This is a genomic window from Anoxybacillus thermarum (genome assembly GCF_000836725.1).
GTDB classification, from domain to species: domain Bacteria; phylum Bacillota; class Bacilli; order Bacillales; family Anoxybacillaceae; genus Anoxybacillus; species Anoxybacillus thermarum.
The window spans coordinates 1-13,585 of the sequence record NZ_JXTH01000066.1 but is presented as its reverse complement, the minus strand read 5'-3'; the positions used below and the strand labels follow the sequence as shown (position 1 = coordinate 13,585).

General features: G+C 40.3%; 14 protein-coding genes, 1 tRNA gene, 2 rRNA genes, 1 other RNA gene and 1 other annotated feature. Of the genes, 15 read left to right on the top strand and 3 right to left on the bottom strand.

The genetic code is table 11. From position 1 onward, the window contains the following. The first annotated feature begins 145 nt into the window (after positions 1–145). A 5S ribosomal RNA gene (gene rrf / locus LH47_RS12565) occupies positions 146–262 on the top strand. 20 nt (positions 263–282) lie between these two features. Here the strand turns inward: rrf and LH47_RS12560 are convergent. After that, positions 283–984, bottom strand: coding sequence for a YaaC family protein (locus tag LH47_RS12560; RefSeq protein WP_043968013.1), 702 nt, complete (start codon positions 982–984; stop codon positions 283–285). Between the two features lie 116 nt (positions 985–1,100). On the opposite strand from LH47_RS12560, the gene guaB reads away from it, so the two are divergent. The 6 genes from guaB to LH47_RS12530 all read left to right on the top strand — a co-directional run bounded on the left by guaB (position 1,101) and on the right by LH47_RS12530 (position 7,448). After that, positions 1,101–2,567: an IMP dehydrogenase gene (guaB, locus tag LH47_RS12555; protein ID WP_019417544.1), complete on the top strand. Its 1,467-nt coding sequence runs from the start codon at positions 1,101–1,103 to the stop codon at positions 2,565–2,567. Positions 2,568–2,707: 140 nt separating this feature from the next. Further along, a complete protein-coding gene (locus LH47_RS12550) occupies positions 2,708–3,985 on the top strand; it encodes a D-alanyl-D-alanine carboxypeptidase family protein (RefSeq protein ID WP_043968015.1) in 1,278 nt (425 codons plus the stop codon). Between the two features lie 213 nt (positions 3,986–4,198). Next, positions 4,199–5,083, top strand: coding sequence for a pyridoxal 5'-phosphate synthase lyase subunit PdxS (gene pdxS, locus LH47_RS12545; RefSeq protein ID WP_043968011.1), 885 nt, complete (start codon positions 4,199–4,201; stop codon positions 5,081–5,083). An 18-nt stretch (positions 5,084–5,101) separates the two neighbouring features. Continuing rightward, a complete protein-coding gene (gene pdxT, locus LH47_RS12540) occupies positions 5,102–5,680 on the top strand; it encodes a pyridoxal 5'-phosphate synthase glutaminase subunit PdxT (RefSeq protein ID WP_043968010.1) in 579 nt (192 codons plus the stop codon). Positions 5,681–5,736: 56 nt separating this feature from the next. Then, positions 5,737–5,952, top strand: a binding site (T-box leader). A gap of 49 nt (positions 5,953–6,001) precedes the next feature. Then, positions 6,002–7,276, top strand: a complete 1,275-nt coding sequence (gene serS / locus LH47_RS12535) for a serine--tRNA ligase (RefSeq protein WP_043968008.1) — start codon at positions 6,002–6,004, stop codon at positions 7,274–7,276. A gap of 79 nt (positions 7,277–7,355) precedes the next feature. Next, a tRNA-Ser gene (locus tag LH47_RS12530) sits at positions 7,356–7,448 on the top strand. Positions 7,449–7,578: 130 nt separating this feature from the next. Here the strand turns inward: LH47_RS12530 and LH47_RS12525 are convergent. Both LH47_RS12525 and LH47_RS12520 read right to left on the bottom strand, forming a co-directional pair. After that, positions 7,579–8,247, bottom strand: coding sequence for a deoxynucleoside kinase (locus LH47_RS12525; protein WP_043968004.1), 669 nt, complete (start codon positions 8,245–8,247; stop codon positions 7,579–7,581). Further along, on the bottom strand, positions 8,244–8,882 hold the full coding sequence (locus LH47_RS12520; protein ID WP_043968002.1) for a deoxynucleoside kinase: 639 nt from the start codon (positions 8,880–8,882) through the stop codon (positions 8,244–8,246). The genes LH47_RS12525 and LH47_RS12520 overlap by 4 nt, the downstream gene beginning before the upstream one ends. 138 nt (positions 8,883–9,020) lie before the next feature. On the opposite strand from LH47_RS12520, the gene tadA reads away from it, so the two are divergent. From tadA to LH47_RS12485, 8 genes are all read left to right on the top strand, one after another. Continuing rightward, complete coding sequence (gene tadA / locus LH47_RS12515) at positions 9,021–9,509, top strand: tRNA adenosine(34) deaminase TadA (protein ID WP_043968000.1); 489 nt, start codon at positions 9,021–9,023, stop codon at positions 9,507–9,509. A 73-nt stretch (positions 9,510–9,582) separates the two neighbouring features. After that, an RNA gene (gene ffs / locus LH47_RS15470) (signal recognition particle sRNA large type) lies at positions 9,583–9,847 on the top strand. Positions 9,848–9,955: 108 nt separating this feature from the next. Next, positions 9,956–11,635: a DNA polymerase III subunit gamma/tau gene (dnaX, locus tag LH47_RS12510; protein WP_043967998.1), complete on the top strand. Its 1,680-nt coding sequence runs from the start codon at positions 9,956–9,958 to the stop codon at positions 11,633–11,635. Between the two features lie 16 nt (positions 11,636–11,651). Continuing rightward, complete coding sequence (locus tag LH47_RS12505) at positions 11,652–11,975, top strand: YbaB/EbfC family nucleoid-associated protein (protein WP_021095866.1); 324 nt, start codon at positions 11,652–11,654, stop codon at positions 11,973–11,975. Positions 11,976–11,984: 9 nt separating this feature from the next. Beyond that, a complete protein-coding gene (gene recR, locus LH47_RS12500) occupies positions 11,985–12,581 on the top strand; it encodes a recombination mediator RecR (protein WP_004888493.1) in 597 nt (198 codons plus the stop codon). Then, complete coding sequence (locus LH47_RS12495; protein ID WP_043967996.1) at positions 12,581–12,802, top strand: YaaL family protein; 222 nt, start codon at positions 12,581–12,583, stop codon at positions 12,800–12,802. The genes recR and LH47_RS12495 overlap by 1 nt, the downstream gene beginning before the upstream one ends. A gap of 86 nt (positions 12,803–12,888) precedes the next feature. Continuing rightward, entirely contained in the window at positions 12,889–13,155 is a 267-nt protein-coding gene (locus tag LH47_RS12490; RefSeq protein WP_043967994.1) for a pro-sigmaK processing inhibitor BofA family protein, read from the top strand. 182 nt (positions 13,156–13,337) lie between these two features. After that, positions 13,338–13,585, top strand: a 16S ribosomal RNA gene (locus LH47_RS12485); the annotation flags it as partial.

The window sequence follows — 13,585 nt, the reverse complement described above, 5'->3', positions numbered from 1 at the left end:
GCTTTTGACGAAGACGTGCGTGCACGTCGAACGGAAAAAGCGAAGGCGTAGGAGGATGTTAGTTCGAAGCTAGACAATATGAAAAGCGTAGGCGACTGTTTAGTCCTGTTATCTAGTTTTGAAGGAATAACCCTTCATCACATTGCTCGGTGACGATGGCGGAGAGGTCACACCCGTTCCCATCCCGAACACGGAAGTTAAGCTCTCCAGCGCCGATGGTAGTTGGCGGGACACCGCCTGCGAGAGTAGGACGTTGCCGGGCAAAGGGAAGACCAAGACGATTTAGTCTTGGTCTTTTTTGCTATGTAGTAAATAATGATATAAATATCTCGGTACTTTTCGTTCCGTCACGTCTAAAAACTGCACAATAAAAGGGTATGCATCATTTGAATAACTATGTAGGAGATCGTACCACCATTCTGTTTCATAGCGGCAAATCATACTTAAGTTATAAAGTAGTAAATAGTGAGCAACGATTTCATGAATGTGTTTGTTTTGTTCATTTCGCTGTTTAAAATATAGATCAAACAAAGGACTAAGCTCTTCAATTTGTCGCAGCAATTGCCCCATAGAAAACTTTTCCCCGTATGCGTGTTTCACATGAAACATTTTTTCAGAAAAATAAGTAAACAACCCGTGCTTCTGAATTTTTACTTCGTCTTTAAAAAAATCGTAGTTTTGTTTTTTTCTTTTTCTCGTTGATACTCCATGTGCTAAAACCGATGATGATTCTGGATAATCAGGGTGAATTGTTAATAAACACGCTTTAAGAAGCTGTACATTCCCATAAAATAATAAAACAGGTTTGATGGCCAAAGGCGCTTCATGAGCCGTATCATAAAATTTTTTTCCATGTTGTAAGTAGTACATAAATGGATAACAATTGTCGTAACTTTTCTTTTCAGCGTCTTCTCGTCCTTCTTGTTTGTAGCGTTCAATTAAAAATTGATGTACAAAATTAGATGAGTAAAATACTTCCCACATCGTATATTCTCCTTGTGTAATTGATCGAATTATCTAACATTTTCGTGTTTTCTTGACAGAAAAAAGCGAAGTTGATACTCTACTAATTAATATTTCCAAAGTGAGGGGGAAAAACAATGTGGGAAACAAAATTTGCGAAAGAAGGACTGACATTTGACGACGTCCTTTTAATCCCAGCCAAGTCAGAAGTGTTGCCACGTGATGTCGATTTAACAGTTGAGCTAAGTAAAACGTTAAAATTGAATATCCCGATTATTAGTGCAGGAATGGATACGGTAACGGAGGCGGAAATGGCAATTGCAATGGCACGCCAAGGAGGATTAGGAATTATCCATAAAAACATGTCAATTGAACAACAGGCAGAACAAGTCGATAAAGTAAAACGTTCTGAAAGTGGCGTCATTACGGATCCGTTCTTTTTAACTCCTGAACATCAAGTATATGATGCGGAACATTTAATGAGTAAATATCGGATTTCAGGTGTTCCGATCGTGAACAATGCGGAAGAACAAAAGCTTGTTGGAATTATTACGAATCGCGATTTGCGCTTTATTCAAGATTACTCAATGAAAATTTCTGATGTGATGACAAAAGAAAACTTAATTACTGCCCCTGTTGGAACAACATTAGAAGAAGCGGAAAAAATTTTACAAAAGTACAAAATTGAAAAACTCCCTCTCGTTGATGATCAAGGTGTGTTAAAGGGACTTATCACTATTAAAGATATTGAAAAAGTGATTGAATTTCCAAACGCAGCAAAAGACGCAAAAGGACGTCTTCTCGTTGGAGCGGCTGTTGGAGTTACTGCAGATACGATGTTGCGTGTGAAAAAGCTTGTGGAAGCAAATGTCGATGTTATTGTAGTTGATACAGCGCATGGTCATTCTAAAGGTGTGCTTGAGACGGTACGGAAAATTCGCGACACATATCCAACTTTAAATATTATTGCAGGAAATGTCGCGACAGCAGAGGCGACGCGCGACTTAATTGAGGCAGGAGCGAACATTATTAAAGTTGGCATTGGTCCGGGATCCATCTGTACGACACGGGTTGTCGCAGGTGTCGGCGTGCCACAAATTACAGCGATTTATGACTGTGCAACAGAAGCGCGAAAATACGGTGTCGCTATTATTGCTGATGGAGGAATTAAATATTCTGGTGATATTGTAAAAGCTTTAGCAGCTGGTGGACATGCCGTTATGCTTGGTAGCTTGCTTGCAGGTGTGTCTGAAAGCCCTGGAGAAACAGAAATCTACCAAGGTAGACGATTTAAAGTGTATCGTGGTATGGGATCAGTTGGAGCAATGGAGAGAGGAAGTAAAGATCGTTACTTCCAAGAAGATAATAAAAAATTTGTCCCAGAAGGTATTGAAGGACGAGTGCCTTATAAAGGACCGCTTGCTGATACGATTTATCAACTTGTTGGCGGATTGCGTGCAGGAATGGGCTACTGTGGCACGAAAAACTTAGAAGAATTGCGAGAAAAAACTCAATTCGTGCGCATGACCGGAGCAGGATTAAGAGAAAGTCACCCGCATGATGTTCAAATTACGAAAGAAGCTCCAAACTACTCATTTATGTAATAACAAATAGACAGAGGTGGAAGATTCCTCTGTCTATTTTTTTTTACAAGAGTATGTTAAAATAACGGTTATGTAAAACAGAGTTGGAGGGTTTGAGCGTGAAAACATGGTACAAAAGCTTCATCATTTCGATTGCAGTAATGTTTTTATTTATGGTGACGTTACCGCAAAATATAAAAGCGGAAGAAGACGTGCTAAATATTGAAGCAGATGCCGCTATTCTTGTTGAAGCGGAGACGGGGAAGATTTTATACCAAAAAAACATTGATGCGGTTTTAGGAATTGCTAGTATGACAAAAATGATGACGGAATACTTGTTGCTAGAGGCTATTGATGAAGGACGCGTGAAATGGGATCAAGAATATGCAGTAAGTGAGTATGTATATCAAATTTCCCAAAAGCGCGATTTATCGAACGTTCCGCTGAGAAAAGACGGGAAATATACAGTGCGTGAGCTATATGAAGCGATGGCGATTTACTCAGCAAACGGGGCGACAGTTGCCATTGCAGAAATTGTTGGTGGTTCGGAAACAAATTTCGTTAAAATGATGAATGAAAAAGCGAAAGAGTTAGGATTAAAAGATTACAAGTTTGTCAATGCAACAGGATTAAATAACAAAGATTTAGGAGGATTGCACCCAGCAGGTGGCGGAGATAACGAAGAAAATGTGATGTCTGCTCGTGCTGTAGCGACATTAGCGTATCATTTATATCACGAGTTCCCAGAAATTTTAGAAACCGCAAGTATTCCTCGTAAATACTTTCGGGAAGGAACAGATGATCAAATTAAAATGGATAACTGGAACTGGATGCTTCCGGGACTTGTTGCAGCATATGAAGGTGTCGATGGGATTAAAACGGGATATACAGAATTTGCAGGATATTGCTTTACAGGTACGGCAGAGCGAAATGGCATGCGCTTTATTACTGTTGTGATGAATGCGAAAACGAACGGAAAAGGTACGCATTTGTCGCGTTTTGAACAGACGAGAAAAATGTTGGACTACGCGTTTAGCAACTATACTGTGCAACAATTGTATCCAAAAGGTTATATTACAAAAAAACATGAAACGGTAGCAGTAAAGAAAGGGAAAGAAAAAGAAGTTGCGATTGCAACAAAACAACCGTTGTCGCTTGTCATTAAGCGAGGGGAAGAAAAAAAATATAAGCCTGTTGTCGTCATTGAAAAAGAAACGTTAACAGCCCCTGTGAAAAAAGGACAAAAAGTAGGGTATATGTACGTGAAATATGAAGGAACAGACTATGGTTACTTAACAAAACAAGGAGAAAAGGTAGATATCGTAACAAAGCGATCTGTAGAAAAAGCGAATGGCTTTGTTTTGGCGATGCGAGCGATCGGTGAATTATTTAGTGACATTTGGAATGGTGCTTCAAATGCGATGAAAGGATTATTTTAAAGCTCTCTTTTTTAGAGGGCTTTAAAATTTTTATTGTGATTTTTAAAAAAATTGAGTTAAAATAAAGAAATGTAGCTATTGTTTCTATACTTTTACCTAGTAAAAACGTATGCTAGAATATGGATAGTGTACTGCAGTGATGAATAGTTGTCGCTGGACTGATTTTTCAGTACAATATCACAATAACGATATACATAATGGGAGGAATGAACGGTGGCGGTTACAGGTACAGAACGTGTAAAACGCGGAATGGCGGAAATGCAAAAAGGTGGCGTCATTATGGACGTCGTGAACGCAGAACAAGCAAAAATTGCTGAAGCAGCAGGTGCAGTAGCTGTTATGGCTCTTGAGCGTGTTCCAGCTGATATTCGTGCAGCAGGTGGTGTTGCACGCATGGCTGATCCGACTGTGATTGAAGAAGTGATGAAAGCAGTATCGATTCCAGTCATGGCGAAGGCGCGTATCGGTCATTATGTTGAAGCGCGTGTATTAGAGGCGCTTGGTGTAGATTACATCGACGAGAGCGAAGTGTTGACGCCGGCAGATGAAGAATTTCATATTGATAAACGTCAGTTTACTGTACCGTTCGTATGCGGTTGCCGTGATTTAGGTGAAGCGGCTCGTCGTATTGCTGAAGGGGCATCTATGCTTCGTACAAAAGGCGAACCGGGAACAGGAAATATTGTTGAAGCTGTTCGCCATATGCGTAAAGTGAACGCTCAAGTACGCAAAGTTGTTAGCATGAGCGAAGATGAGTTAATGACAGAGGCAAAAAACTTAGGCGCACCATTTGAAGTATTGTTACAAATTAAACGTCTTGGTCGTCTTCCTGTCGTTAACTTTGCAGCAGGTGGTGTCGCAACACCAGCGGATGCGGCGTTAATGATGCATTTAGGTGCTGACGGTGTATTTGTCGGTTCAGGTATTTTTAAATCAGACAATCCTGAAAAATATGCGCGTGCCATCGTTGAAGCGACAACTCATTACGAAGATTACGAATTAATTGCTCATTTATCAAAGGGATTAGGTGGAGCGATGAAAGGCATTGATATTTCTTCGTTGCTTCCTGAACAACGGATGCAAGAACGCGGATGGTAATGTAAAGGAGCAATGAACATGGTGAAAATAGGGGTACTCGGATTGCAAGGAGCCGTACGTGAACACGTACGTTCAATTGAAGCGTGTGGTGCTGAAGCGGTAGTTATTAAAAAGGTCGAGCAACTAACACATGTTGATGGTCTTATTATTCCAGGCGGAGAAAGTACGACGATGCGTCGTTTAATGGACAAATATGGGTTTATTGAACCGCTGAAGCAATTCGCTCGTGAAGGAAAGCCGATGTTTGGAACGTGCGCAGGCTTGATTATTTTAGCCAAAAAAATTGTTGGTTACGATGAACCACACCTTGGTTTAATGGATATTACAGTCGAACGCAACTCATTCGGACGCCAACGCGAAAGTTTTGAAGCATCGTTAACGATTAAAGGTGTTGCGGACGATTTTATTGGTGTATTTATTCGAGCTCCGCACATTGTCTCTGTAGGGGACGACGTTGATGTGCTTGCGACATATGAGGACCGTATTGTCGCGGCAAGGCAAGGACAATTTCTAGGATGTTCGTTTCACCCCGAATTAACGGATGATGATCGCATGACACAATATTTTATAAACATGGTTAAAGAGGCGAAAGAATAAACAGGTTGCATTTTGTTTAAACTTATAGTACATTATTTCCAAGAAAATGATATAACGAAAAAGCGATGACAGGAACTAGTAACAAGCCCTCTTCCTTTCAGAGAGCCGATGGTTGGTGTGAATCGGCAGGAATGACTTGTGAATCCATCCTGGAGCGAAATGCTGAACGCGTGAAGTTAGTAGGCATTTCCGGTGAGAACCGTTACATGTCTCGAGTGGAAGACGCGCGTCTTCAACTAGGGTGGCAACGCGGGAATACTCTCGTCCCTTTCTTTTGGGACGGGAGTTTTTTGTTTCATAAATCAAAAAGGAGGAATGCTGATGTTAGACTTAAAATTTTTACGTGCCAATTTTGAGGAGGTAAAACAAAAGCTTCAGCATCGTGGTGAGGACTTAACGGATTTTGAACAATTCGAGCAGCTCGATCGTCGTCGCCGCGAATTAATCGCACAAGCAGAGGAACTAAAAAATAAGCGCAACGATGTGTCACAACAAATTGCCATCTTAAAGCGAGAGAAAAGAGACGTTGACCATCTCATTGCTGAAATGCGTGAAGTTGGTGATCGTATTAAAGTGCTTGATGATGAATTGCGTGAAGTGGAACAACAGCTTGAGACGTTGCTTTTATCCATTCCAAACGTTCCTCATGACTCTGTGCCGATTGGTGAATCAGAAGATGACAATGTAGAAATTCGTAAATGGGGAGAGCCACGTTCATTTTCTTTTGAACCGAAACCGCATTGGGAAATTGCTGATCAACTCGGGATTTTAGATTTTGAACGGGCAGCGAAGGTGACAGGAAGTCGATTTGTGTTTTATAAAGGCCTTGGGGCACGATTGGAACGTGCGTTAATTAACTTTATGTTAGACGTACATGTGGAACAACACGGATATGAAGAAGTTTTACCACCGTACATTGTGAATCGAGCAAGCATGACAGGAACAGGACAGCTTCCGAAGTTTGAGGAAGATGCGTTCCGCATCGAGAGTGAAGATTACTTTTTAATTCCGACAGCAGAAGTTCCTGTGACTAACTTACATCGCGATGAAATTTTATCAGCGGATGATTTGCCGATTAAATATGCTGCTTATAGCGCATGTTTCCGTTCAGAAGCGGGATCAGCAGGAAGAGATACGCGCGGATTAATTCGTCAACATCAGTTTAATAAGGTAGAGCTTGTTAAGTTTGTAAAACCAGAAGATTCCTATGAAGAACTCGAAAAGTTAACAAATGATGCAGAGCGCATTTTGCAATTATTAGGTTTACCGTATCGTGTCATGAGCATGTGTACAGCTGATTTAGGTTTTACTGCAGCCAAAAAATACGACATTGAAGTATGGTTACCAAGCTATGGTACGTATCGAGAAATTTCTTCCTGCAGCAATTTTGAAGCGTTTCAAGCTCGCCGTGCAAACATTCGTTTCCGCCGAGACCCGAAAGCAAAGCCAGAACATGTGCATACGTTAAATGGATCCGGTTTAGCCATCGGACGAACAGTTGCAGCGATTTTGGAAAATTATCAACAAGAAGATGGAACAGTCGTGATTCCAGAAGTGCTTCGCCCATACATGGGAGGAAAAAAAGTGATTTCATAAGGGGAGAATTTGCTCCCCTTTTTTAATAAAAAGTGTTGACATGGGGTAATGATTATGATAAAGTGATACATGTCGATACGGAGGAGTACCCAAGTCTGGCTGAAGGGGTCGGTCTTGAAAACCGAGAGGCGTCGAAAGGCGCGCGGGGGTTCGAATCCCTCCTCCTCCGCCATCATTCGAATGTTTACAATCCACAGCGCATAAAATGGAGATTGTTTATCGAATAATTCGTTACATATCGTAACGAATTTTTGTTTTATATAAGCAAAACAAAGGATGCCCAAAATGAAGCGAGGGCATCCTTATTTTTTTAATTTGCGATATTGTTCAATCATGTAACTAATTTTTTCGACGATCGGCTCGATCGATCGGGCATCGCGAATAATATCGTATTCATTAATGTTAATACGCAAAACAGGACAAGCATTAAAACTGTTGATCCATCTCTCATATCTTTCATACATTTCTTTCCAATATTCAATTGGTGTTTGTTGTTCCATTGGGCGACCGCGTTCACGAATACGTTTAATGATTTCCTCGAAACTTCCTTCTAAATAAATAAGTAAATCAGGGTGTGGGAAATACGGTGTCATGACCATCGCTTCAAATAAACTTGTATAGGTTTCATAGTCGACTTTTGACATCGTCCCTTTTTCAAAATGCATTTTTGCAAAAATGCCAGTATCCTCGTAAATGGATCGGTCTTGAACAAATCCTCCACCATATTCAAAAATGCGTTTTTGTTCTTTAAATCGTTCAGCAAGAAAATAAATTTGAAGATGGAAACTCCAACGTTTAAAATCGGCATAAAACTTATCTAAATACGGGTTTGTGTCTACCTTTTCAAAAGAGGTGCGGAATTGAAGTGCATCAGCTAACGCTTTTGTCATCGTTGATTTTCCTACACCAACTGTTCCGGCAATGGTAATAACAGCATCGCTTGGAATGTGATATTTTTCTCGTAAATTCATTGTTCTAAGCTCCTTTTAAGAACAGATTGCAGTTCATTTAAAATGAAAAATCGGTCTTGGTCACGATGAACGAAATCGAGCTCATCTCCGTTAAAACGTAATACAGGGATGTGAGGGTGGGCTTGCTCAAATTGCTCCATTGCTTGTTCGTAAGCATGTGATAGTTGTTGTAAATAGTTCGGATCAATGTTTTTTTCAAATTCGCGACCTCGCATCGCGATACGTCTGAGTAACGTGTGCAATGAAGCATGCAAATAAATGACGACATTTGGTTTTGGCATGTCGTTTGTTAAAATGTCATAAATTTGCACATACTTTTCGTACTGCTTTCCCTTTAAAGTCTGTCTAGCAAAGATTAAGTTTTTGAAAATATGATAGTCAGCTACAACCGGTTTCCCATTGCTTAAAAACTTTTTTTCGACATCTTCTAGTTGTTTGTAACGGTTGCATAGAAAAAACATCTCTGTTTGGAAGCTCCACTCTTCAATGTTTTCGTAAAATTTACCCAAAAAGGGATTTTCATCAACAATTTCTTTTAACAATTCATATTGAAAATAGTTTGAAATGACCTTTGCTAATGATGTTTTTCCAACACCGATTGGGCCTTCAACAGTAATAAAGGGCACGCGGGACATTGTGTAACCTCCTTTAGGTGAAACCGTCTGTGTAGACAGACAAAATTTATTTTAACATAAAATGATTACTCTGTATGTTGCTTTTTTATTTTGATATACTCTATAAAATAGATGATAAAAAGTACGGGAGTCTCAAAAATGAGAAATGATGAGTATTATATGCATTTAGCTATTGAAGAAGCAAAAAAGGCGGAGAACATCGGAGAAGTGCCTATTGGTGCTGTTGTTGTATACAATGACGAAGTGATTGCGCGAGCTCACAATTTGCGTGAACGGGATCAACGATCAATTGCACATGCGGAGCTTTTAGCTATCGATGAAGCATGCCGAAAACTAGGGACGTGGCGACTAGAAGAGGTGACGCTGTATGTGACGTTAGAGCCTTGTGCAATGTGTGCTGGAGCGATTGTTCTTTCCCGCATCAAGCGGGTTGTGTTTGGAGCGAGCGATCCGAAAGGAGGATGTGCCGGAACATTAATGAATTTATTGCAAGAGCCACGGTTTAATCATCAAGTGGAAGTTGTTAGCGGGGTATTAGCTGAACAATGTGGTGGAATGCTGAGCGAATTTTTTCGGCGTTTACGTCAACAAAAAAAGGAAGAAAAAAATAGAGTAAATTCCAATTAAATTCCATTGTGTAGTCATTGCAATTTATATAAAAAAGAGATATACTTATACTTGCGTTAGTGATAACGCATTGCCGTGCTAAGCGGGGAGGTAGCGGTGCCCTGTACTCGCAATCCGCTCTAGCGAGGCTGAATTCCTTCTTTAGGTTAGTTTGCTGTAGAGTCTGCCTAGAGTAAGTGGTGTTGACGTTTGGGTCCTGCGCAATGGGAATCCGTGAACCCTGTCAGGTCCGGAAGGAAGCAGCAGTAAGCGGACGCTCCCATGTGCCGCAGGGGTGCCTGAACTGAGCTAACTGCTCTAGTAACGTCTATGGCAGCTAGTCGACAGAAGGTGCACGGCAATTTACATACATTGAATCAAAGCACTTGCTTAAAAGGCAAGTGCTTTTTTCGTGCGTTTTTTAATGATATAATGAATGAGATATGAGCAAAGAGGAGGGCAGTTTCGTGAGTTATAAAGCTTTATATCGTGTCTTTCGACCGCAAAGTTTTAAGGATGTTGTCGGTCAAGAACACGTGACAAAAACGTTGCAAAATGCCCTGCTTCAACAAAAGATTTCACATGCATATTTATTTTCAGGCCCACGTGGGACAGGAAAAACGAGTATAGCTAAAATTTTTGCTAAAGCGGTAAATTGCGAACACCGTCCAACAGCAGAGCCATGCAACGAATGTCCGACTTGTCTAGGCATTACGAACGGTTCGATTTCTGATGTGTTAGAGATTGACGCAGCATCAAATAACGGCGTGGATGAAATTCGCGACATTCGAGAGAAGGTGAAATTTGCCCCAACGTCAGCACCGTATAAAGTGTATATTATTGACGAAGTGCATATGTTATCCATCGGAGCGTTTAATGCGTTATTAAAAACGTTGGAAGAGCCCCCGAAACATGTAATTTTCATTTTAGCGACAACGGAACCACATAAAATTCCTTTAACGATCGTTTCTCGATGTCAACGATTTGATTTTCGGCGCATTGAGTTGAAGTCGATTGTGTCGCGGTTAAAAACAGTTGTTGTGGAAGAAGGCATAGATGTAGAGGAAGAGGCACTATTTGCGATTGCACGTGCTGCCGATGGTGGAATGCGTGATGCGTTAAGTTTGCTCGATCAAGCTATTTCTTTTAGTGAAGATCGCGTGTTGCTTGAAGATGTGTTAGCGGTTACAGGTGCAGTTTCACAACGAAAAATTGCAGATTTAATTTATGCGATATACGAAAAAAAGACCGTTGAGGCGTTGCGTCTTTTTCAACATTTAATGGAACAAGGGAAAGATCCGAATCGCCTTGTCGAAGATTTAATTTACTATTATCGAGATATGCTTTTATATAAAGCAGCACCTCAGCTAGAAGATGTGACCCATCGTGTGCTCGTTGATGAACGATTTCGTGAGCTTTCTGACATGATTCCAACATCGCTTATATATGAAGCGATCGACTTGTTGAGTAAAAGTCAACAAGATATGCGCCTAACGAACCATCCGCGCGTGCATATGGAAGTTGCGATTGTGAAGCTTTGTTATGAAGAGGAACGAGTAATGAAAACTTCGATTTCTCCAGCGTTGGAGGAGAAAGTGAAACAGCTTGAAGAGCAATTAGCGAAACTGAAAGAAACCGGTGTGAAGCTCTCCTCTGCAGAAACAAGCGAGCCGGTGAAAAAAACAGGAAAAAGCATTCGGACAGACTATAAAATACCGGTGGGGCGCATTCATGAAGTGCTTCGCCAAGCAACACATCAGCATTTATCTCTTATTAAAGGAAATTGGCTACATGTGCTTGAAACGTTAAAAAAACAAAATAAAGTGTCACATGCTGCATTATTACAAGAGAGTGAACCTGTAGCAGCAAGTGGCACAGCTTTTGTGTTAAAATTTAAATATGAAATTCATTGTAAGATGGTTGCTGATAATAGTAATTATGTTAAAGATAACTTAGAGCACGTATTATTTGAGTTAACAGGAAAGAAACTTGATACGATTCCTGTTCCCGAAAGTGAATGGCTTCAAATTCGCGAGCAGTTCATTCGTCAACAAACAAGTGGAAATGAACAACATGAACAAGAAGATCCATTCATTTCGGAAGCGAAAAAATGGTTTGGTGAAAACTTAATTGAAATTAAAGAATAATGGAGGAATGATGAAAATGATGCGTGGAATGGGAAATATGCAAAAAATGATGAAACAAATGCAAAAAATGCAAAAAGATATGGAGAAAGCGCAAGCGGAATTAGCTGAAAAAACAGTTGAAGGAACAGCAGGCGGTGGAATGGTTACCGTTATTGCAAATGGTCATAAACAAATTTTAGAAGTGAAAATTAAAGAGGAGGTCGTTGATCCGGAAGATATCGACATGTTGCAAGATTTAGTGCTTGCTGCCACGAATGATGCGTTAAAAAAAGTAGATGAGTTAACCGCAGAAACGATGGGGCAGTTTACAAAAGGATTGAATATACCGGGATTATTCTAGGAGGCTATTATGTACTACCCAGAGCCGATATCCAAATTAATCGACAGCTTTATGAAATTGCCAGGCATCGGGCCGAAAACGGCCGTCCGTCTGGCGTTTTTTGTGTTAAATATGAAAGAAGATGTAGTATTAGATTTTGCAAAAGCGCTTGTAAATGCAAAAAGAAATTTAACGTATTGTTCATCGTGTGGCCATATTACAGATAAAGATCCTTGTTATATTTGTGAGGATGACAAGCGAGATCGCTCGATCATTTGTGTTGTTCAAGACCCGAAAGATGTTATTGCTATGGAAAAAATGAAAGAATACAACGGATTGTATCATGTGTTACATGGAGCGATTTCCCCTATGGAAGGAATTGGTCCTGAAGATATTAAAATTGCTGAATTGCTTAGACGTCTTCAAGATGAAACGGTTCAAGAAGTGATTTTGGCGACGAACCCAAATATTGAAGGGGAAGCAACGGCTATGTATATTTCCCGGCTATTAAAGCCAACAGGTGTTAAAATTACGCGCATTGCCCACGGATTGCCTGTTGGTGGCGATCTGGAATACGCTGATGAGGTGACTTTATCTAAAGCTCTGGAAGGAAGAAGGGAACTATAGTGTTTTGGAAACGAAAAGGGTGGCTGCGCAAACAATTTAACAACCAGCTCATTGAACGATTGCAACATTACCGGGATGAGTGGATGGATAAGAAGCAATTAATAGAAAGAAGTGTTGAGCCGTCTGAAAAGGTCATATTTGATTTAAAAATTGCTGAAGCAAAATATTTATTTCTTCTTCGAGAAGCAAAAAAACGAAAAGCATCGATTGGGAAGGGATGATACCCCTTCCCTTTTTGTATAGGCTTGTCATACAGAAAAGAGGTGAACATATATTTAAAAATAAAAAAGTTTAAGGAGAGAAAAATATGGATGAAACGATTGTTATTGTGTCGATCGTCAGTCTTATTGTCATTCTTTTGCTTATTGGTATCCCGGTACGTTTGACACGGCTAATTGGTGAAGGAATTGCTCGTCTTGTCATCGGGGCTTTATTTATTTTTTTAATTAATGTTGTTGGAGATGTATCAGGTATCCATTTGCCTATTAATTTGTTTACAGTAACGGTGACAGGTTTTCTAGGTGTTCCAGGTGCTTTAGCACTCATTTTTATTCAACAATATGTCATTTCATAAACGGACATATCCGTTTATTTTTTTATTGACTAATAGAGATATCCGTGATATATTAACATACGTCGTTGTCGAAATGAAAAAAACATATTGACAAAAGATTGTTGATTTAGTACAATAGAAAATGTCTTTGTTGTTCTTTGAAAACTGAACAAAACAGCAGCGTAAAAGCTAAGGATAACTTTTCTATGGAGAGTTTGATCCTGGCTCAGGACGAACGCTGGCGGCGTGCCTAATACATGCAAGTCGAGCGGACGATTCAAAAGCTTGCTTTTGAATCGTTAGCGGCGGACGGGTGAGTAACACGTGGGCAACCTGCCCTGTAGACGGGGATAACACCGAGAAATCGGTGCTAATACCGGATAACACGAAAGATCGCATGATCTTTCGTTGAAAGGCGGCGCAAGCTGTCGCTACAGGATGGGCCCGCGGC

Bases quoted from the DNA above. Each gene is read 5' to 3' on its own strand.
- LH47_RS12550 (WP_043968015.1), top strand. From the start codon at position 2,708: ATGTTTTTATTTATGGTGACGTTACCGCAAAATATAAAAGCGGAAGAA.
- LH47_RS12525 (WP_043968004.1), bottom strand. From the start codon at position 8,247: ATGAATTTACGAGAAAAATATCACATTCCAAGCGATGCTGTTATTACC.
- LH47_RS12560 (WP_043968013.1), bottom strand. From the start codon at position 984: ATGTGGGAAGTATTTTACTCATCTAATTTTGTACATCAATTTTTAATT.
- LH47_RS12505 (WP_021095866.1), top strand. From the start codon at position 11,652: ATGATGCGTGGAATGGGAAATATGCAAAAAATGATGAAACAAATGCAA.
- serS (WP_043968008.1), top strand. From the start codon at position 6,002: ATGTTAGACTTAAAATTTTTACGTGCCAATTTTGAGGAGGTAAAACAA.
- LH47_RS12520 (WP_043968002.1), bottom strand. From the start codon at position 8,882: ATGTCCCGCGTGCCCTTTATTACTGTTGAAGGCCCAATCGGTGTTGGA.
- LH47_RS12490 (WP_043967994.1), top strand. From the start codon at position 12,889: ATGGATGAAACGATTGTTATTGTGTCGATCGTCAGTCTTATTGTCATT.
- tadA (WP_043968000.1), top strand. From the start codon at position 9,021: ATGAGAAATGATGAGTATTATATGCATTTAGCTATTGAAGAAGCAAAA.
- recR (WP_004888493.1), top strand. From the start codon at position 11,985: ATGTACTACCCAGAGCCGATATCCAAATTAATCGACAGCTTTATGAAA.
- guaB (WP_019417544.1), top strand. From the start codon at position 1,101: ATGTGGGAAACAAAATTTGCGAAAGAAGGACTGACATTTGACGACGTC.
- pdxT (WP_043968010.1), top strand. From the start codon at position 5,102: ATGGTGAAAATAGGGGTACTCGGATTGCAAGGAGCCGTACGTGAACAC.